General features: G+C 46.3%; 20 protein-coding genes. 1 reads left to right on the forward strand and 19 read right to left on the reverse strand.

Annotation, left to right across the window (positions count from 1 at the left end):
* Positions 1 to 79: 79 nt before the first annotated feature.
* From REC12_RS20665 to guaB, 6 genes are all read right to left on the reverse strand, one after another.
* Positions 80 to 1159 (reverse strand): DmpA family aminopeptidase, encoded by a 1080-nt coding sequence (locus REC12_RS20665; protein WP_308897685.1) that lies wholly within the window; start codon positions 1157 to 1159, stop codon positions 80 to 82.
* A gap of 85 nt (positions 1160 to 1244) precedes the next feature.
* The gene (gene uppP / locus REC12_RS20670; RefSeq protein ID WP_308897686.1) at positions 1245 to 2027 is read right to left on the reverse strand and encodes an undecaprenyl-diphosphatase UppP; all 783 of its coding nucleotides are present in this window, start codon (positions 2025 to 2027) and stop codon (positions 1245 to 1247) included.
* Between the two features lie 70 nt (positions 2028 to 2097).
* Positions 2098 to 2679: a TetR/AcrR family transcriptional regulator gene (locus REC12_RS20675; protein WP_308897687.1), complete on the reverse strand. Its 582-nt coding sequence runs from the start codon at positions 2677 to 2679 to the stop codon at positions 2098 to 2100.
* A gap of 119 nt (positions 2680 to 2798) precedes the next feature.
* Positions 2799 to 3950, reverse strand: coding sequence for a glycerate kinase family protein (locus REC12_RS20680; RefSeq protein ID WP_308897688.1), 1152 nt, complete (start codon positions 3948 to 3950; stop codon positions 2799 to 2801).
* Positions 3951 to 3961: 11 nt separating this feature from the next.
* On the reverse strand, positions 3962 to 4297 hold the full coding sequence (locus tag REC12_RS20685; protein ID WP_308897689.1) for a hypothetical protein: 336 nt from the start codon (positions 4295 to 4297) through the stop codon (positions 3962 to 3964).
* A 143-nt stretch (positions 4298 to 4440) separates the two neighbouring features.
* Complete coding sequence (guaB, locus tag REC12_RS20690) at positions 4441 to 5892, reverse strand: IMP dehydrogenase (RefSeq protein WP_308897734.1); 1452 nt, start codon at positions 5890 to 5892, stop codon at positions 4441 to 4443.
* A 250-nt stretch (positions 5893 to 6142) separates the two neighbouring features.
* On the opposite strand from guaB, the gene REC12_RS20695 reads away from it, so the two are divergent.
* Positions 6143 to 6643, forward strand: coding sequence for an HD domain-containing protein (locus REC12_RS20695; protein ID WP_308897690.1), 501 nt, complete (start codon positions 6143 to 6145; stop codon positions 6641 to 6643).
* A gap of 24 nt (positions 6644 to 6667) precedes the next feature.
* On the opposite strand, the gene REC12_RS20700 is transcribed toward REC12_RS20695, so the two are convergent.
* From REC12_RS20700 to REC12_RS20760, 13 genes are all read right to left on the reverse strand, one after another.
* A complete protein-coding gene (locus REC12_RS20700; protein WP_308897691.1) occupies positions 6668 to 6934 on the reverse strand; it encodes a translation initiation factor 2 in 267 nt (88 codons plus the stop codon).
* A gap of 81 nt (positions 6935 to 7015) precedes the next feature.
* The gene (locus REC12_RS20705; protein WP_308897692.1) at positions 7016 to 7858 is read right to left on the reverse strand and encodes a PHP domain-containing protein; all 843 of its coding nucleotides are present in this window, start codon (positions 7856 to 7858) and stop codon (positions 7016 to 7018) included.
* Positions 7859 to 7892: 34 nt separating this feature from the next.
* A complete protein-coding gene (locus REC12_RS20710) occupies positions 7893 to 8843 on the reverse strand; it encodes a dipeptidase (RefSeq protein ID WP_308897693.1) in 951 nt (316 codons plus the stop codon).
* Between the two features lie 133 nt (positions 8844 to 8976).
* The gene (locus tag REC12_RS20715) at positions 8977 to 9237 is read right to left on the reverse strand and encodes a stage V sporulation protein S (protein WP_047808313.1); all 261 of its coding nucleotides are present in this window, start codon (positions 9235 to 9237) and stop codon (positions 8977 to 8979) included.
* Positions 9238 to 9361: 124 nt separating this feature from the next.
* Positions 9362 to 10144 carry a TIGR00282 family metallophosphoesterase gene (locus tag REC12_RS20720; RefSeq protein ID WP_308897694.1) on the reverse strand — a complete coding sequence of 261 codons (783 nt, stop codon included), beginning with the start codon at positions 10142 to 10144 and terminating at the stop codon, positions 9362 to 9364.
* 85 nt (positions 10145 to 10229) lie between these two features.
* Entirely contained in the window at positions 10230 to 10739 is a 510-nt protein-coding gene (locus REC12_RS20725; RefSeq protein WP_308897695.1) for a hypothetical protein, read from the reverse strand.
* A 246-nt stretch (positions 10740 to 10985) separates the two neighbouring features.
* The gene (rny, locus tag REC12_RS20730) at positions 10986 to 12533 is read right to left on the reverse strand and encodes a ribonuclease Y (RefSeq protein ID WP_308897696.1); all 1548 of its coding nucleotides are present in this window, start codon (positions 12531 to 12533) and stop codon (positions 10986 to 10988) included.
* Between the two features lie 319 nt (positions 12534 to 12852).
* Positions 12853 to 13398: a regulatory protein RecX gene (locus REC12_RS20735; RefSeq protein WP_308897735.1), complete on the reverse strand. Its 546-nt coding sequence runs from the start codon at positions 13396 to 13398 to the stop codon at positions 12853 to 12855.
* Entirely contained in the window at positions 13376 to 14416 is a 1041-nt protein-coding gene (recA, locus tag REC12_RS20740) for a recombinase RecA (RefSeq protein WP_308897697.1), read from the reverse strand. Before recA ends, REC12_RS20735 begins: the two co-directional genes overlap by 23 nt.
* 214 nt (positions 14417 to 14630) lie before the next feature.
* Entirely contained in the window at positions 14631 to 16250 is a 1620-nt protein-coding gene (locus REC12_RS20745) for a DEAD/DEAH box helicase (protein WP_308897698.1), read from the reverse strand.
* A gap of 7 nt (positions 16251 to 16257) precedes the next feature.
* Positions 16258 to 17514: a competence/damage-inducible protein A gene (locus tag REC12_RS20750; protein WP_308897699.1), complete on the reverse strand. Its 1257-nt coding sequence runs from the start codon at positions 17512 to 17514 to the stop codon at positions 16258 to 16260.
* Positions 17515 to 17645: 131 nt separating this feature from the next.
* Positions 17646 to 19115: an AAA family ATPase gene (locus tag REC12_RS20755; RefSeq protein WP_308897700.1), complete on the reverse strand. Its 1470-nt coding sequence runs from the start codon at positions 19113 to 19115 to the stop codon at positions 17646 to 17648.
* 65 nt (positions 19116 to 19180) lie between these two features.
* On the reverse strand, positions 19181 to 19699 hold the full coding sequence (locus REC12_RS20760) for a hypothetical protein (RefSeq protein WP_308897701.1): 519 nt from the start codon (positions 19697 to 19699) through the stop codon (positions 19181 to 19183).
* Positions 19700 to 19732: the final 33 nt, after the last annotated feature.

A 19732-nucleotide genomic window follows, 5' to 3' on the forward strand; every position in this document is an offset into this window, starting at 1 on the left:
TCCTTTAGCATGTTTACGCACTGAAAACGAAATTCATGACAAATTTTTCGAAAACTTAGTTCAAGAGAAAATTATTTTTTTAAGATTGCCTTAGACCACCTTTCCAGTTTCTAATAAGCTGCAATGTTTTCTCAAGCGGAAGGGCCCGGCGAATATTTCCTTCTCTGCCTTCCATAGTTTCCGCCCAAAAAAGCGCATTCCAAATACTTTCTGCCGTTGCCTCGACAATTGCCCGAAAAAACTCATCGAGCTGCCAATCGGATAAATAATGACAGTTTTCCATAGGAGCGGTGGAAACCATTAAACAAAAATCCCCACTGCCGGTCATCGAGATAGACCCCGTTCGGGCCATCCCTAAGCTTGCTCGACGTGCCAGCTGCGTAAGCTGCCATCTCGACAGGGGAGCATCGGTAATGCCGATGAGAATTAAAGAACCGGGTATATAACTTGTTGCCTGTTTAGCAAGAAATTCCCCCACCGGAACCCCGGAGATAATCAGGTCTCTCAATTGCCCGAAATTTGCCAGCGCTAACATACCAAGAGTATAAATCCCCCGTCCGCTTTGCACAAGACGAGAAGAACTTCCAATACCACCTTTCAGCTGAAAGCAGGACATCCCCACTCCGGCACCGACATTTCCCTGGGAGATGGGACCTCTTCCCGCACGCTGGAGGGCAAACAAGGCATCCCACGGCTTGACATGCCGTCCTCTTATATCATTTAAGAATGAATCGTCACATTCCATAACGACAATATTGGAGGTACGCGCATCATCACCGATTTCCGGATTTTGCTGCAACATAAAGGTAACCACCCCGTGGGCAACATCGCTTACACTTAATGTATTCGTCAGTAAGATCGGACAATTTAATAGTCCCATTTCTTGAATAAATGGAACGCCTATCGATTTTCCGTAACCATTAATGACCTCAATCCCGGCCCAACAAGGTTGTCGGTATAGATTTCCCGGACGAGGGATAATCGCCGTTACACCTGTTCTCACCGGGCCTTTGCCAGGAGGGGCTAAAGGATCCGAACCCTTAATAAGGGATACATGGCCTACTTTTACTCCCGGAACATCTGTAATATCGTTAAACATGCCCACCGGCAGTTGTCCCAGCCAAAGCCCTAAACTCCTCGGTGCAGATCTATTAACCATTAAAAATCCCTCCGCTGTTACACTATGTGAAACGGCGGAGGGATATGAGCAATTCACTAATTTCTCCGGTCTAAATTCTACAACTTCAATGCCCCGCCAGTACTAATCCGATCACAACCAGACCAACTAAAAAGCGATAACCTACAAAAAGCCCGAAGTTACTTGTCTTTAGATACTGCAGTAAAAATGAGATACTTATAATTCCGACAATAAACGAAGAAAGAACTCCTACGGAAAAGGGTAAATTGATAGCCGCCAGCGTTAAATGTCTCAATTTAAATACTCCGGCACCCAAGATAATCGGAGTTGACATCAGGAAAGAGAACCGTGCGGCATCTTCCCTTTTAATGTCTAAAAAGCGCGCGGTTGTCATCGTGCTTCCCGAGCGGGACACACCTGGTATAATCGCCAGGGCTTGGGAAAGACCGATCCAAAGAGCGTCAGCCATCGTCATTGTATCCATTTTGCGAATCTGACGTCGTTTATCTGCCAAATAAAGAAGAATTCCCATCACAATCATCATGATGCCGATAAGCAAATGTGAGCGGAACGTTGTTTCCGCTTTATTTTCAAAGGCCAGCCCGAACAGACCTCCTGGGATTGTTGCCACCACTAAATACCAGAAAATTCGTTTCTCATCAGAAGGTCCCCGTTGAAATACCGCCCGAATTAAACGCAGCCAATCCTTCCAAAAATAAAGCACTACGGCTAAAAGAGTGCCCATGTGAAGTGCCACATCAAACGTTAAACCAGGATCTTCCCAGCCAAACAGCCAGGGGATAAGCACGAGATGGGCCGAGCTTGAGATGGGAAGAAATTCACCTAAGCCTTGAACAATACCTAAAACTAATGCCTGAAAAACTGTCACTGTTTACCCTCCATGTTTAAATATTGACTTTGCCGTCTCACATCATGTTACAAATTCAAAGGGAATTCTCTCACGCTTCTTTTCGCCCTTCTGAAAGACCGGCCCAAAAGACGCTCAGGGCATTATTGACCTCTTCGTGTAAGTTTCCGGTACCGGAAACAAACCAGCGAATGACATGATGAACCACCATTCCTTCAAGACTTTCCGCCAAAAAGGCGGGATCAAAATCATGATTGATCTCACCCTTTTTTTGTCCGATCGACAATATGGCGAGAAGAGCATAGTGCAAACTCATATCATAATCCGCTCCATCACGGCTGCGTATCGTTACCCAGGCAATTTCCCGGTCCCGAACCATAAAGTCCGTCCAATCGTGAAGGAGACTTTCTAAACGCGCCCTTGTATTCAAGCCAGGATTATGACGACCTATGTCGATAAGTTCTTGACAAGTTCGCTTGGAGAATTCCAGCACAACAGCTTCTTTGGTGGAAAAGTAGTTATAAAAGGTCCCTTTTCCAACGTCAGCATGTTGAGTAATCTGTTCGATAGACGTTGCTACAAACCCTTGCGAACGAAAGAGTTTCATGGCATTAGAATAAATTTTTTCACGAGTTTCCTTTTTCTTTCGCTCTCTCCGAGACAATTCAGCCATCCTTATTCCCCCTTTATATTTGATAGCGGCAAAGTAAAACCATTGATAGTATTCATTCGCCGCGTACCAAATATTTCCTTCCTAAAGAGGGCGTTATTTAGGTTAAATCTTTGTCAAGTTTAACTTTTTCCAGCGGCGGCAGCTCCCAGTTTCCAAACTGTTAAAATCCGCCAAACTGCCCGTTCCAGTTGTTCCTCTCCTTTGGAAAACGCTTCTTCCAAAGTCCCAGGCCCTTCTGAAACGCTAAAAGAACAATTGACTCCGTGATCCGAGAGGAGGTCTGGATGACCCTCTACCGCACCGGAGACCACAAAGACAGGAACCTTATACTTTTGAGCCAAGGCGGCGACCCCCACCGGTACTTTACCATAGGCAGTCTGAAAGTCAGTCTTGCCTTCACCGGTTAAAACCAAATCAGCGTTGCGAATTTTTTCTTCCGCATTTGCCACATCGAGAATCATTTGTGACCCTGGTCGTAATTTTGCCCGCAGAAAACCGACAAGCCCCGCACCTAACCCGCCGGCCGCTCCGCCACCCGCCAAATTTAAGAGATCAGCTCCGGAGACGGCGCTTAATTTCTGACCATAATTAAAGAGCGCCGCATCCAAAACCTGAACATCTTCCGGGGTAGCGCCTTTTTGAGGGCCGTAGACCGCGCTTGCACCCTCAGGACCACAGAGCGGGTTCTGGACATCGCAGGCAACTTCAAACTGAACCTCTGAGAGACGTGGATCAAGTCCGGAGATATTTATTTCAGCAAGATCTGCCAGAGCCGCTCCTCCCGGGGGCAGCTCCTCTCCCCTGACATTCAATAATTTAGCCCCCAAAGCGACGGCCAGTCCTGCCCCGCCATCGTTTGTGGCACTGCCTCCAATACCCAGAAGAACCTTCTTCACTCCCTGATCCAAGGCATCCCGGATGAGTTCTCCCGTTCCAAATGTCGATGTGATACGCGGATTTCTTTCCTCCGCCCTCAGCAGAGGCAGGCCTGAAGCTGCCGCCATTTCAATGATCGCGGTTTTGCCTTGGTCAATAAGCCCATAAGCTGCCGAGATTTGACGTCCCAGAGGATCTTTTACCGCTACATCTACCTTTCTCCCTTCCACTGCGCTGAGAATTGCTTCCACAGTGCCCTCTCCCCCATCTGCCATGGGGATAAGGTCCACGAGAGACTCCGGGTAAACTTTCCGGACTCCCTTTTGCATCGCTAAGGCGACATTAAAAGCATTTAAACAGCCTTTAAATGAGTCAGGGGCAATTACGATTCGCATGCTTCTCACTCCTAATCCTTAGATTGAGCACGTTTTCCAATAATGGCTCCAAGTTTAACAAAAATAAGGAAACTGCCGTAATCCAGCACCACCATCGTCCAATCTCCGATCGGAACTTTATAAATATAAGCGACATAATAGGATAATGAATTAAAAAGAAAACCGGCTAAATAAGCGATATACAGATTTTCTTTCCGGGGACGGTAGCCAACTAAAAAGCCGAGAGGATAAAAAAGAGCAAAATTAAAGGCTAATTGACTCAGTACACCACTGGAAACAAAAAACTCGCTCCAAAAAAAGAAGAGCAAGCCTAAGAGAAGTAAGTATCGCCAGAAAGCAGAATTCATATATACCTCCCGCAAAATAAGGAGAGAGTCAAAAGTAACCCTCTCCCGCTATTTTCCTTCCATTTCACAATTCTCAAAGAAAATCATACTTTTTCGCGAGAATATCCCTTAGCTGTCTTGCAGTTTCAATACTTAAAGAATGTCTAACTATAATTGGGCGCTTCTTTGGTGATAGTAATATCGTGCGGATGACTCTCGCGCAGTCCTGCGGCCGTCATGCGAATGAATTGAGTTTGCGTTCTCAGGGCTTCAATTGTTGCAGTTCCACAATATCCCATTCCCGCGCGCAAGCCCCCAATCATCTGATAAATCGTTTCGGAAACAGGACCTTTGTAAGGAACCCGGCCTTCGATGCCTTCCGGAACTAGTTTTTGGTCTTTTTCCTGGAAATAGCGGTCACGGCTGCCCTCTTTCATGGCACCAATTGATCCCATCCCGCGATAGACTTTGAAACTCCGCCCTTGGAAGATTTCCATGTCGCCAGGGCTCTCTTCCGTCCCGGCAAAAAGACTGCCTATCATAACAATGCGCGCTCCGGCCGCTAAAGCCTTGACAATATCACCTGAGAACTTGATTCCGCCGTCGGCAATGACCGGTATCCCGTACTTATCCGCTTCCTCGGCGCAATTCATAACCGCCGTGACCTGAGGAACTCCAATGCCCGCGACCACTCTCGTTGTGCAAATAGACCCCGGACCAATGCCAACTTTTATGGCATCCGCTCCAGCTTCAATCAATTCACGTGTGGCTTCAGCCGTAGCAACATTTCCCGCGATTAATTGGGTTTCCGGGAAGCGTTCCCGTAAAGCCCGCACCATTTCAATAACTCCTTTAGAGTGCCCATGAGCCGTATCCAGGACGACAACATCGACACCCGCTTTAACTAAGGCCTCAGTACGTTCCAAAGTGTCCGCGGTAACTCCAACGGCGGCTCCGACACGCAAGCGGCCCCGTTCATCTTTCGCTGAATTGGGATATTGCCTTGACTTTTCAATGTCCTTAATCGTAATCAGGCCTTTAAGCATCCCTTTAGAGTCAACAATCGGCAATTTTTCAATCTTATGCTGAGCTAAGATTTCTTTAGCATGCTCCAGGGTAGTACCTGCAGGAGCCGTTACCAAATTTGTTTTCGTCATAACCTCTGAAATCAGGCGGTCATAATTCTTTTCAAAACGCAAATCCCGGTTCGTTAAGATGCCAACCAATTTTCCTTCGACCGTAATCGGCACTCCGGAGATCCGATATCGTTCCATGAGTTTTAAGGCATCGACAACTTTATCATTGGGATTTAAATAGATAGGATCAGTGATAACTCCATGTTCTGAGCGTTTAACTTTGTCAACCTCCAAGGCTTGTTGTTCAATGCTCATATTTTTATGAATAATCCCAATGCCGCCCTCTCTGGCCACCGAAATTGCCATACGGGAATCGGTAACCGTGTCCATTCCCGCACTCATAAGCGGTATATTGAGCTTGATCTTTTTGGTAAGATAAGTACTGACATCAGCATCCCGGGGGAGAATTTCTGATTTTGCGGGAACGACAAGAACATCATCAAAAGTAAGGGCTTCCTGGATAATACGGTTGGCCTGCATGACTAGCTCCCTTTCCAAATAGTTTTCTCATTAGTATATCAGATATTCAATGATTAAAACAGCGTTTCCCCTCATATTTGCCCTTTTCCCATAAATACGCGGCATTCCTTTCCAAAACGGAATACTATCCATAAATTGTCCCTAAATTACAGTGTTACTCCTCGCTATAGTACCCTAAAGCGGAGAAAATACTCCCGGACGCTTGCCAACGGCAATCTAGTTTCTTATCATGGAGAAAGGAGGAATTATCATGTTCTATCGCATCCATCAATTTGCCCAGGCCTTCTTTCCTCGTCTTCATCCTTCAGAAACTCTCAGGGCAACAAAAATTCTGTCTCCTGGAGCCCGAGCGCTTTTTTTCCGGCAATCTCCCGCCGAACAGCGGCATGCGCTCTCCGTCGCTCAAAGTCTGATGATCTACCAAGAAATCCTTTCTTCTTCTGAGTATCTGGATTTAATAACTGCCGCCCTTTTGCATGATTGCGGCAAATCTCTCGTCACCATCCGGTTATGGCAGCGCGTATTTATTGTTTTGATGCAGCAAATGCCCGATCCTTTATGGATTCGTGCCGAAAAAGGTCCGGCATTGTGGTCCGCTCCTTTAAAAGTAGCCAAACGTCACCCTCTTTGGGGCGCTAATTTAGCTCGTAAAGCTGGGCTGAACCCCAGAATCTGCCTGCTCATTCGTGAGCACCATACTCCAGGCACCCGGCTTGGCTGCCTGCTCCATAAAGCCGATAATGAACATTAAAAAGCATGAGAAGCCTTCCGCCGCTCATGCTTTTTGCCTTGTTGACTCCACTTGTTCCTTGAGTTCAACAATTTCTTTATTTTTGGAGAATATCCATTTGGCAAATCGTTTATTATCCCGTTGCAAGCGCACGTTCTCTTTCTCCAACTGATGAACGAGAGCGACCTTTTCACGCTCGACTTTTTCTAATAAGTTCATCAATACCCGCCGGCTTACTCTTAAATGCTCAACACGCTGTTCCAATTCGCCAACGCGCGCCCGCAATAATCGTATTTCGTCCGCAGAATCCACTAAGCCACGCCCCCCGACTTCTTCTTCGCTAATAGTCTATGCCGGGAGATCGTATTTTAACCCTAATGAGTGCTGCGGAACTTAATTAGGCCGCGCCAGATCAAAGATTTGTTGAATTACTTCTTGCTTAACTCCCCAATATCCAATGTTTACTCCCGGCTTACGATCTTCGCCGTGGAAATCAGAACCGCCCGTCATGAGCAGGTTATACTTTTGGGCCAGAGCACGGTATTTCTGTTCATCCTCATGATTGTGTTCGGAATGGGAAACTTCGATTCCCTGAAGCCCGGCGTCAATCCAGGCAGGGATTCCTTCTTCCAGGTGATGTGCTCCCGGATGAGCCAGAACAGCAACCCCACCTGATTCTCTAATTAAGGCTATCCCTTCTTCAGATGTCAGTTTATAGCGGGGAACATAGGCCGGAGCCCCTCTTTTAAGATAACGGTCAAAAGCTTCTTTTACGCTGCCGACATAGCCTCGTTCAACAAGAACCAGTGCGACATGCGGACGGCCGATTGACTCACCCTGAGCATATCGTTGGACTTCCTGAAAGGTTATCCTGATTCCTAAACGGTTAAAGCGCTCAAGAATTTCCAGCATTCTTTGTTCCCGGGCATTGCGCAGGCTTTTGAGCCGGCTGTTTAAATAAGCCGATGAACCATCAAGCTCATATCCCAGTATATGAACCTCTCGGCTGTGCCAATCGGTGTTTAATTCGATCCCTTTAACCACTACAATTCGGGAGGTTCTTCCGGCCTCTTCAGCTTCCTGCCACCCCTGAATCGTGTCATGGTCAGTAATGCCAATCCCTTTTAGCCCTAGAGCTGCGGCCGAACAAACAAGCTCAGTCGGCGAAAGCGTTCCGTCGGATGCTGTCGTATGACAGTGTAAATCAACTTCATAAAGATCAACTCTGGAATTCAATGCTTTTACCTCGTTTCCCCAACAATACTTGTCTTCATTTTAACACATCCGTTAATACTCTCATAAAATTGCCGCCTAAAATCTGTCTGATTTCTTTGGTTGAAAATCCCACCTTTGTAAGATCTTCAAGGAGATAAGCATAATCTCTAACGTCTTCCAGTCCCTCAGGCGTCTCATCAATGCCGTCAAAATCCGAGCCAAAACCCACGGTCTCCGCCCCGGCCACCTCAGCTATATGACAGATATGGCGCACAACCTCCTGACGCGTCACCAGGCCACTCTCTTTTAAGAACCTCGGGTAAAAGTTCACTCCCACAATGCCCTTTTGCCTCGCTAAGGCGCGCAGCTGACGGTCAGTTAAATTACGGGGATGAGGGCAAAGGGCATAGGCGCAAGAATGAGTGGCGGCTATGGGATATTCGCTAAGGTTTAAGACATGCCAAAACCCCTCTTCGTTCAAGTGAGAAACATCAATCAGCATACCCAATTGATTCATACGCTTAACGACTTCCTGACCCAGCTTTGTCAGCCTGCTGTGAGTATCTTCTCCCACTCCATCGGCTAAAGCATTGCGTTGATTCCAGGTTAGCCCCAAAGCTCTGACACCCAGTCTAAAAATCACATCGACCATGAACAAGTTTTCTCCCAGTATCTCTCCACCTTCAACGCTGAGCAAAACTCCAATTTTTAATGGGTCTGGTATGCGCTCTAAATCTGATTTTCCTTGAACAAGAAAAGCTTGCGCGGAATTTGCCTCGACAAAACGATGCACCCCTTCGATAAGTTCTAAGCCCCGCCAAGTAGCCATTGCCGGTTTAGACTGTGATTCAATAAAAGCCGCCAAAAACTGAAGTGCCACATCAACGCTTCTGGCCCTGGGAAGATCCCACTGACCGCCTTCTGAGGATAGTGAGAGTGTCCTCTCCTGATTGACATAATGCGTGATACTATCGCAATGTCCATCAACGATAAAATAGTCTTCCAAAGCAAACACCCCTTTTCTTTTAAGATTAGGGCTTTAAATTTATTTTAATAAAGGCAGGTTTTATGTCTTCTGACCAGTGCAAAAATAAGCACCTGTTTGCGAACAAGCATGCAAACAGGTGCCTTTAAACAACTTAGCGCGGCTGAACAATCAATTTAATCGCAGTTCGCTCTTCTCCGTCAATAACAACATCTGTAAAAGCCGGAATGCATACAAGATCAACTCCACCCGGTGCAACAAAACCGCGTGCGATAGCCACAGCCTTGACGGCTTGATTCAAAGCTCCGGCCCCAATAGCCTGCAACTCGGCTCCACCGCTTTCACGCAGAACCCCCGCGAGCGCTCCGGCAACAGCATTGGGACTTGATTTTGCTGAAACTTTTAATACATCCATAATTCATCCTCCTGCTCGATTTCATTTACAGGTATTACCACAACTATGAATATATGTATTCGCGAGAGAGCGAAAGAAATCCTCTTTTTTTAACTAAGTTTTCTGATTTTTATGGAAAAATTGCTTACTCCTCTATAAAACGTTGAATCGTTTCAATCCCTGAAGCTTTACCTGACTTCTCATCAATATGAAGTACTACGGCATTTAATTGAATTGATCCGTTGGCCAATTCAAATTTGGCGGGAAGCTGAGTCAAAAATCGATTAATAATAATTTCTTTTTTAATCCCTAAAACCGAATCTCTTGGACCTGTCATTCCCACATCTGTAACGTAAGCGGTTCCTTGAGGAAGAACTCTGGCATCGGCTGTCTGGATGTGTGTGTGGGTCCCAAGCACTGCGCTGACTTTCCCATCGAGAAACCATCCTAAGGCGACTTTTTCAGAAGTTGCCTCGGCATGAAAATCAACGAGTACAATGGGAGTCTCCTGTTTAAGGAGATTAATCCAGCGAATGGCACCACTGAAGGGATCATCTAAAGGATTCATGAATATTCGCCCTGAGAGGTTTAAAACTCCGATCTTATAACCCTTAGTTCGAATAAAGCCGTATCCTTGCCCAGGCGCCCCTACAGGATAGTTGGCCGGGCGAATTATCCTCGTCTCACGATCAATAAAATTCATAATATCGCGATTATCCCAAACATGATTTCCCATCGTTAAAAATTGGATTCCATAATCAAACAGCTCATTAGCTATTTCTTTAGTCAGCCCTTTTCCTGCAGCGGCATTCTCAGCATTGGCAATCGTCACGTCTATGTCATAATCTTGCTGAAGCGGTTTTAAAAAATGTTTAATTCCTTCTCTTCCTGGTTTACCGACAATATCTCCGACAAAAAGTACGCGCAACGTACAAACCCTCCTTCTACGAGTTCACCAGACCTTGCTGTTTATCGATATTTTGATACTGTTCCCTCTTTCTGACTCTCTTAAACTAATTATTAAAGACTAAAACACGGCCTTCATCTCTCAAGGCCAAGACATTCCTGGGAATGTCCATAAGCTTAATAGAAGTCAGCATTTGACTGATTATTTCTTCTTGATACGTCAAATCTTCATGGTCTAAATTCATTTCATCATAAACCAGCTCTTTTTCAAACTTACGTCTCAGCAATTCGACCATTAACCCTACTTCACGTTGCCTGACACTTTCCAAATCGCGCACTACCGTCAGAACAGTGACATTTTCTTCAGTTCGGCAGGTAATTTCAAAAACACGTACTGTCTGTCCCTCAAGGTGATGGTAAAGCTCCAAAGCGGGCCGCAAGATGTCTTCAAAAGGAGCAAGGTTTTTCTGCTGCCTGATCATAAAAGCAAATTTAAGGACGTGTTGTTCACACTCATAATGAACCGATCCCAATTCGGAATATCTTATCAAAATTGAAGTCAATAAATCAGCCCCATCGGAAACAAGCCTTAAATCTTTTGATAGCTTATTAAGCACCGTTGTCAATCCTCTCTTTAGCTCTGTCCTAACATGAGAACTATTCGGCAAAAGGCCACAATCTCCTGCAAGCTCTTTTGGCGTCACTTTGCCGCTCAATTGCCGTTGAAGATAATTCGCTCAAAAATCTCAAACCATAGAAAATTAAACGTATCATAACAAAAAAAGCTTAGCCGGTGCCAGTCCTATCTAAAACAAAAGTCAGGCGATCCTTCCAATCGCCTGACTAAAGAGTCCATCACTAGATTATTTGGCAAAGTCAACCGCTCTAGTTTCACGTATAACAACGACTTTAATCTGTCCCGGATATTCAAGTTCTTCTTCAATGCGTTTACTAATCTCACGGGCTACGCGCGGAGCAAGAACATCGTCAATCTTGTCCGGCTTAACAATAATCCGCACTTCCCGTCCGGCCTGAATAGCAAAACATTTTTCAACGCCTTCGAAACTTTCAGCGATATCTTCAAGTTTTTGCAGCCGTTTAATATATGTTTCCAGTGTTTCCCGACGCGCACCCGGGCGGGCCGCGGAAACTGCGTCAGCTGCGGCAACTAAAACAGCTACGATACTTTTGGGTTCCACATCATTATGATGGGCTTCGATAGCATGGGTAACATCGGTAGATTCCTTATATTTTCTAGCCAGGTCTACTCCAATTTGTACATGAGTACCTTCTAAATCGTGATCAACAGCTTTTCCAATATCATGCAGCAGTCCTGCTCGTTTTGCCAACTGAACGTCCACTCCCAGCTCGGCTGCCATTAATCCGGCCAGGTGGGAAACCTCCGTCGAATGTTTCAAGACATTTTGACCATAACTTGTGCGGAATTTTAGTCGTCCGAGCAAACGGATCAATTCAGGATGTAAGCCATGAACTCCAGTTTCAAAGGTAGCCTGTTCTCCTTCTTCGCGGATCTTTTGATCGACTTCTTTCTGAGCTTTTTCCACCATTTCTTCAATACGGGCCGGGTGGATTCGGCCATCGGCAATCAATTTTTCCAAGGCTATGCGCGCCACTTCACGACGGATGGGATCAAAACCGGATAAAATTACAGCTTCAGGCGTATCATCAATAATAAGATCGATTCCGGTCAATGTTTCCAACGTTCGGATATTGCGTCCCTCGCGGCCAATAATCCGCCCTTTCATTTCATCACTGGGCAGAGCTACGACAGAGACCGTCGTCTCAGCGACATGGTCAGCAGCACAGCGCTGGATCGCTAAAGATATAACATTTTTAGCCCGTTTTTCAGCTTCTTCTTTAGCGCGAGTCTCAATTTCTTTAATCATGATCGCCGACTCGTAGCGAACTTCTTCCTCAACTCTTTTCAGAAGAAGCTGTTTGGCTTCTTCCGAGGTCATGCCGGACAAGCGCTCAAGTTCGGCTTGTTCTTTGTCTACAAGCTGGTTCAACTCTTCTTTGAGAGAATCCACTTCGGCTTCCTTACGATGCAAAGTCTCTTCTTTTCGTTCAAGCGACTCGATTTTACGGTCTAAACTTTCTTCTTTTTGCAATAAACGCCGTTCCAACCGTTGCAGTTCATTACGACGTTCACGAGTTTCTTTTTCCACTTCATTGTGGATATGCATGACTTCTTCTTTGGCAGCAATAATTGATTCCCGTTTTTTGCTTTCCGCGGCAGACAGCGCATTTTCAACGATCCGTTTGGCTTCTTCTTCAGCGGTTCCGATAACTTTTTCCGCAGTATTTCTACGAATATGCCAGCCAACTAAGGCCCCCAGACCTAATCCCACTAATATGGCAATTAACCCTGTAATAAATATTGCGATCATACGTGCACACACCTCCTTGTTTGTCAAAATTCAAAATTTTATTCTTAAATAAAAAAAACTGGTTTCCCCAAACCAGTCTCTTAAGCAAACCTTTAAAGACGGAAATCCCCTTCCGCTTCCTACAACTCTCGTTAGTCAAAAAACAATATTAAAAACTGACTATTCACGAAATCTATAAGAAAACCATTAAAGGCTAAATCTTAACAGAGACAGGTCTCTGTTAAGATTTTAATATTATTTGCAATTAATGTCAAGCTTGTCCTAAATGGGCCGATTTTATTCAAGTTTTCAGAAAAAATCCGGAGTTCCGCCGCAAGACTTAGAAATCAATTGTCTCATCATTGCGCGGAGATTGTATCTCTGAAACGACACCTCTTACCATATCCGAGGGATATCCTCGTTGAATAAGCTTGCGGACAACTTTTTGCTGTACCAGCAACTCGGCCGGTATCAATTGTCCCTTTAGATCTTTAGAGGCTTTTTCCTGCCGGTGCTGTTCCTCTTGGGCCCACCATTTCCGGGCTAGAAATAAACACTGTTGAAATTCCTCAGCCTGGGAATACGCCTCCTCCAGCACTTCTTCAATCAAGCGGGAAGCGATTCCCCGGTTCTGCATATCCAAGATAACCCTGCGGCGCGAATACCGTTTAAGGCGGCTTTTGACATAACTCAAAGCAAGCTCCCGGTCATTGAGGTAACCATAATCCACCAGTTTAGCGACCGCCTCGCCGATCTCTTCGCCGGCAAACCCTTTATCGCTGAGACGAGCTTCCAGTTCATGAGTTGTCAGCGCCCTCCTTGACAAACAATCCAAAGCTGTTTCCCAAGCACTTTTCCGGGGCTTATGACTCGTCAAGCGAATCATCTTCATCTGCGGCAGCCGTGGATGTGACTGGGGAGTTCATATTGGAACGAATTAAGTTTTCTAAAGTAAGGGCAACATCCGGATGTTGTTTGAGATATTCTTTGACATTCTCCCGGCCTTGCCCTAAACGTTCTCCATTATAGGAATACCAGGCACCTGATTTGGATATTATCTCCATTTCCGTGCCGATATCTACAATACTTCCTTCTCTAGAAATTCCTTCTCCGTACATTATATCAAAATCCGCGGATTTAAAAGGAGGAGCGACTTTATTCTTAACGACTTTAACCCGAGTCTTATTTCCGACAATTTCCTGCCCTTGTTTCAAAGCCTCTTGCCGGCGAATATCGACACGGATCGTGGCATAAAATTTTAAGGCTCGCCCTCCCGTGGTCGTTTCCGGACTGCCAAACATTACGCCAATTTTTTCACGAATTTGATTGATAAACACTACGCAGGTATTGCTCTTGCTGATTGATCCGGTCAGCTTGCGCAAGGCCTGAGACATTAGACGGGCGTGCAGACCGACGTGATTATCGCCCATCTCTCCCTCAATTTCCGCTCTAGGTACTAAAGCGGCAACAGAATCGAGAACGACAACATCCACAGCAGCGCTGCGCACCAGAGCTTCACAAATTTCTAAGCCCTGCTCGCCGGTATCCGGTTGGGAAACCAACAGTTCCTCGATATTGACTCCCAGAGCTTTGGCGTAGACAGGATCGAGGGCATGCTCCGCGTCAATAAAGGCAGCTACGCCACCCAGTTTTTGGGCCTCGGCAATAATATGTAAAGCGACCGTCGTTTTACCGGAAGACTCAGGTCCAAATATTTCTATGATCCGGCCACGCGGCACTCCGCCAACCCCCAAGGCCAAATCTAAAGCCAGAGAACCCGTAGGTATAACGTCTATCACAGATCCAGCTGAAGACCCTAGTTTCATAATGGAACCTTTGCCAAACTGCTTTTCAATCTGTGCCAACGCAACATCCAGTGCCTTTAGCTTATTTGTCTCAGCCATTTGCCGTCCTCCTCACTCAGTTAAAACGCATTTTCGCGTTCGCAAAACATCTGTTCGATTACCATTATAGGGGCTAGTCTCAATACTTGTCAATTTGTTTATAGTGCAATTCGACAGTAAAGCCGGCATTTCACCTAAAACTCCATAACTCAGACAATAAGAGAAAAAGCTAAGTCCTGAACAGACCAGCTTTTTCGTCCGGAGTTTTTAAAGTCTAATAATCTGTGTTTTCACGAGCTTTAGCCGGCTCAACACTGACTCTTCGCCCTTTAATCATAGCTTGATGCATACAACTTAAAACCCTTGAAGCATATTCTTCGGGAACCTCTACGAATGTAAACTTGTCATAGATATTGATCATACCAATAATCTTTCCCGGAACTCCACTTTCTTCAGCAATCCAGCGGATAATGTCCTGCGGGCGGATTTGCTGAACCCGGCCAATGTTCATAAAGAAGCGGACCATTCCCGGCGCGGCTCCGGTATTTCCGAAATGATTCATATCCTGGTCATTCTCTTCAGGCCGTTCTTCGGCATTGGCCCCCTCAACCGCAAATTTTAAAGCGGCGGCGGCGACATCGGTCGAATCGTATTCCTCAAGCAAATCTCCAATAATGGCGCGATAATTTCCCAGGCGATTGCCTTGAATCAACCTCACGAGCTGATTCTTGAGATTATCTGCCTGACGCTCACTAATATCCGCTAAGGATGGGAGCTCCTGGCGCCGTATTCGCGTCTTGATTAAGTTTTCAATCAAACGAAGCTGGCGGTATTCTTTGGGAGAAATCAAGGTTATGGCTTGTCCCCGGCGGCCGACACGTCCCGTACGCCCAATTCTATGCACATAGGACACCGGGTCCTGAGGTATGTCAAAATTTATAACGTGTGTCAAATTATTAATGTCTAAGCCCCGAGCCGCAACATCTGTGGCGACAAGCAACTCCGTCTTTCCATCCCGGAAACGTTTCATAACCCGGTCCCGCTGCTGCTGGCTTAAGTCTCCATGCAAAGCATCAGCGACATATCCCCGGGCTTCAAGGGCCACAACCAGCTCGTCCACGCCTCGCTTTGTGCGGCAAAAGGTGATCCCCTGTCCGATATCCTCCATGTCAATGATGCGACAGAGCGCATCAACCTTAATACTCTCTCTGGTCTCATAAAACACTTGGTCAATGAGCGGTACGGTCAATTCATCCCTGCTGACAGTCACAGAGCGGGGACTCTTCATGTAAGTCTGGGCTAACTTGCGAATCGCCTGGGGCATTGTCGCCGAAAAAAGCATGACCTGACGGCCTTCTTCAGGAACCGCCTTGAGAAGCCCCTCGATATCTTCAACAAAACCCATATCCAGCATTTCATCGGCTTCATCTAATACAACCATTTTAACATGCTGCAAACGCAGTGTACCTCTATTTAAATGGTCCAACAGCCTTCCCGGCGTTCCAACGACAACTTGGTACCCCATGCGCAAGGCACGTATCTGCCGGTCAATCGGCTGTCCACCATAGATTGGCAATGGTTTTACATGCTTGTATTTTCCGATCTTAGCGATTTCCTCCGCGACCTGAATAGCCAGTTCCCGAGTAGGCGTAACGATAAGCGCTTGCACGGCTTGAAACTTCGAGTTTACCTTCTCAGTTATTGGAATTCCAAAAGCGGCCGTCTTCCCGGTTCCGGTCTGAGCTTGGCCAATAACATCCACATTTTCCAGCGCAACAGGAATCGCCTGCTGCTGAATTGGAGAAGGCTCCTCAAATCCCATTTCCGACAAAGCCTGTACGATATGCTTACTCAACTGAATATCCCCAAAGGATTGTAAACGTTCAACCATCACCTAATTATTATCCCCTTTCCTTGTTCAACATGTGCAGCCTTATCCCATTAAGGGCGGCTTGAACGGTCAATTGGCGCACAGACTCCCGTTCTCCGTAAAACTGAAACTTTCGCGCGTAAACCCCCTCGGGTGAAGCGATCCCAATATAAACCAAACCTACTGGTTTCGAGGAACTGCCTCCACCCGGACCGGCAATGCCTGTTGTTGAGATGGCCAGATCCGATCCCGATTTAGAGCGGATGCCTTCAGCCATCTCGCGAGCCACTTCTTCGCTTACAGCCCCAAACTGATTAAGGGTCTTTTCCTTGACCCCTAGAAGTTGTTGTTTCAGAGAATTCGAATAACTTACAACCCCTCCAAGATAAAACTCCGAACTTCCCGGTTCTTGAGTTAAGGTCGCACCAAGTAAGCCTCCAGTACAAGACTCGGCCGTTGCAAGCGTTAACTGATTCTTTTTGAGAGTCTGCCCTACAATGCCCAGCATTGTCTCCTCGTCGCGACCAAACACTTTGTCTCCAAGGCGCCGTCGAATCTCATCTTCCGCGTGCTTTAACGAATCCACGGCGATTCCCGACGTCGCTTCCGTTCCTCTCGCCACTAAACGAATATGCATTTCCGCTCGTTTAGCCAACAAAGCGATTGAGACATCCGCAAGATGCATGAGGCCACCCAGTACTTCCTCGATGGCAGATTCACCGATACCAAAAACCTTTAAGACTCGTTCATTCATCCGCTCCGAATCCGGCCCGACAATTCGTTGCAATTCAGGCCAGACATAGTCATCGAACATCGGTTTCATTTCAAACGGGGGGCCTGGCAATATGATAACTGTCTTCCCACTCTTTTCAATGATAGCGCCAGGTGCCGTACCGATAGGATTAGGCAATATCTTAGAGCCTTTTGGAAAATAGGCCTGTTTCTCATTACTAGAAGGCATTGGAGCTTTCCGGCGGCCAAAAAACTGAACGATCTGCTGTAAACTGGTTTGGTCCAGCTCCATTGGCAAATTCAAGACTTTAGCAACAAGTTCTTTGGTCAGGTCATCCGCTGTGGGGCCCAGCCCTCCGGTTGTCACTAAAAGGTCTGAGCGGTCAATCGCCTGGCGCAGCACTTGCTCTAAGCGTTCTGAATTGTCTCCAACCGTAGTATGATAGTCTACCTCGATGCCTAAAGAGGAAAGTTTTCCGGTCAAGTAGTGAGCACTCGTGTTAAGTGTCTCTCCAAGTAACAACTCCGTTCCAGTAGCCACAATTTCAGCTTTCATTTATTCTATCACTCTCCCAGTACCAACGCAAATATATCCGCGTTAGTTATGCTTGCTTAGTTATTTCTCACCTTACCTTAAGTTATCCTTCTAAAGGCAAAAAAATGAACCTCGCAATGAGGTTCCGGCAACTAGGCAGCATTTTGTAAATATCTGCGCAAAGTGTCCCCGTTCAGACTTTCCTCTTCTTGTAAAAGATCGCTGATGCGCAGCAAAATATTTTTATTTTGCTGAACAATAAACATGGTGCGTTTCTCCAGTTGAGCTAAGATATCCTTCGTCACGGGCTGGCGTTGTTCGGCACTCAGCAAAGAAACATCCGTCACTCCCAAAGAGGACATACCCGCTGAAAGCATTTTTTCCACCAAATCTAAAGCTTGCTCATAATCTCCTGCCGCACCCGTACTCCGGGTTCCCAGCACCTCCTCTTCCGCCAAGGCTCCTGCTAAGGCAACCATAATCTGCTCTTCCAACATCGCTTGCGTGTAAAGATAGAGGTCATCTTTCGGATAATGCCGGACATACCCCAAGGCATTGCCCCGCGAACGTATGGAAACTTGAGAAACTGAGTTTGGCCGCACGGTTTCCGCAAGCATGGCATGGCCGCTTTCGTGAATGGCAATCCGGCGCAATTCCTCGGCCGTCGGTTTGCGGTCAAGCTTCTCTCCGAGCATGACCTTTTCCACAGCTTCATGTAAATGACGCCCCGTGATTTCAGTAGCTTGATCCCTCAAAGCGAAAATGGCCGCTTCATTCGTAACGCTCTCCAAATGCGCTCCGGAAAAGCCAAAGGTTTCATGAGCAATCGCTTCCAAATCCACATCATGAGCTAAGGGTTTGTTTTTAGTATGGATTTTCAAGATAGCAATCCTGCCCTCTTTATCGGGAAGATCAACTTTCACTTGACGATCGAAACGCCCCGGACGAAGGATAGCGGGATCTAAGGCTTCCGGACGGTTTGTTGCGGCCATGACCAAAATATGCGGACCTTGATCAGTCTTAAGGCCATCCATTTCGATCAGCAACTGATTAAGGGTCTGATCGTATTCGTGATGGGAAACATTACTGCCCCGCTTGGCCCCCAAAATATCCATTTCATCAATGAAGATGATAGCGCTGGACTTTTTTTCTTTCTTAACTATTTCCCGCGCTCGGCGAAATAAGCTCCGCACACGCTCCGCTCCAACGCCTGCGTACATTTCCACAAACTCGCTGCCGGAAACCGCCAAAAAGGAAGAATCCGTATATTTAGCGGCCGCTTTGGCCAACAATGTTTTCCCTGTTCCCGTAGGTCCCGATAAGAGGATTCCTTTTAAAGGACGAATTCCCAAAGCTTTCATGCGTTCGGAATAACGTAAAAAATCCAAAGCTTCCTGAAGCTCTTTTTTGGCAATCGTTTGGCCGCCAATATCCTCAAAATTAACCATTGTCGATGTAATCGCTACGCCTTGACCGTTCTTGATGACTTGACGTGAAATTCCAAAGGTCCAGAGAAAATACCCGCCTAACCCCAAGAGCACGATCGGAAAAATATTATAACCCATGACAAGCAAAAAGGCTAGAATACCCACACCCAAACCGATAAGGACATCCCGTTTCACATAGTCTCCCCCTCACAATATGAAAATTTGGCTTAGTCTACTTTTAAGCCACCGAAGAATCGGTTCTATTCTTTTTTGCTCTCAAGGAATTGGCCCTGGTCATGTCGCTCAACGACTTCGATCAATTGGGCGTTTCCTTGATTCAGTAAAATATAAATGGCGTCACTGTCCATGGCCAGCTCAAGTTGAACCCCTGATTTTTCCGCCATGGTTTGGAGGCTTTGGGCCATCTCGGTGAAATTTCCCCGGGAAATTGCCTCTTGGATAGGAAACTGCATTTGCTCAAATAAAGCTGTGAGTGAATCATTTCTATGATCTAAATAGCGAATAGGTTCTTTACCGGCGATAGCCTCTAAGTCCAGACTCACTTGACGAAGATTGCTGATATGCTGGATAGCCACATCCATCTCAGCTTGTCCATTGACTTGAACCGTTTTGGCCGAAATCACTCCGGTTATTTTTTGGCTTTGGCTTAAGATGGAGGAATCAATCCATTGTTTTTGATAAAGAACCTTTCCGCCTAATAGCAAGCCAAATATGATTATTCCAGCAAGACCAATGACTAATATTCGTCGTTTCGTCATACGCATCTTCCTCCGTTTGCAACACTTTATGCT

Origin of the sequence: Candidatus Desulfosporosinus nitrosoreducens, assembly GCF_030954495.1 — a bacterium.
GTDB lineage: Bacteria > Bacillota > Desulfitobacteriia > Desulfitobacteriales > Desulfitobacteriaceae > Desulfosporosinus > Desulfosporosinus nitrosoreducens.

Bases quoted from the DNA above. Each gene is read 5' to 3' on its own strand.
- recA (WP_308897697.1), bottom strand. From the start codon at position 14,416: ATGGCTGAGACAAATAAGCTAAAGGCACTGGATGTTGCGTTGGCACAG.
- rny (WP_308897696.1), bottom strand. From the start codon at position 12,533: ATGATCGCAATATTTATTACAGGGTTAATTGCCATATTAGTGGGATTA.
- REC12_RS20685 (WP_308897689.1), bottom strand. From the start codon at position 4,297: ATGAATTCTGCTTTCTGGCGATACTTACTTCTCTTAGGCTTGCTCTTC.
- REC12_RS20680 (WP_308897688.1), bottom strand. From the start codon at position 3,950: ATGCGAATCGTAATTGCCCCTGACTCATTTAAAGGCTGTTTAAATGCT.
- REC12_RS20750 (WP_308897699.1), bottom strand. From the start codon at position 17,514: ATGAAAGCTGAAATTGTGGCTACTGGAACGGAGTTGTTACTTGGAGAG.
- REC12_RS20665 (WP_308897685.1), bottom strand. From the start codon at position 1,159: ATGGTTAATAGATCTGCACCGAGGAGTTTAGGGCTTTGGCTGGGACAA.
- REC12_RS20675 (WP_308897687.1), bottom strand. From the start codon at position 2,679: ATGGCTGAATTGTCTCGGAGAGAGCGAAAGAAAAAGGAAACTCGTGAA.
- REC12_RS20760 (WP_308897701.1), bottom strand. From the start codon at position 19,699: ATGACGAAACGACGAATATTAGTCATTGGTCTTGCTGGAATAATCATA.
- REC12_RS20695 (WP_308897690.1), top strand. From the start codon at position 6,143: ATGTTCTATCGCATCCATCAATTTGCCCAGGCCTTCTTTCCTCGTCTT.
- REC12_RS20715 (WP_047808313.1), bottom strand. From the start codon at position 9,237: ATGGATGTATTAAAAGTTTCAGCAAAATCAAGTCCCAATGCTGTTGCC.
- guaB (WP_308897734.1), bottom strand. From the start codon at position 5,892: ATGCAGGCCAACCGTATTATCCAGGAAGCCCTTACTTTTGATGATGTT.
- REC12_RS20735 (WP_308897735.1), bottom strand. From the start codon at position 13,398: ATGATTCGCTTGACGAGTCATAAGCCCCGGAAAAGTGCTTGGGAAACA.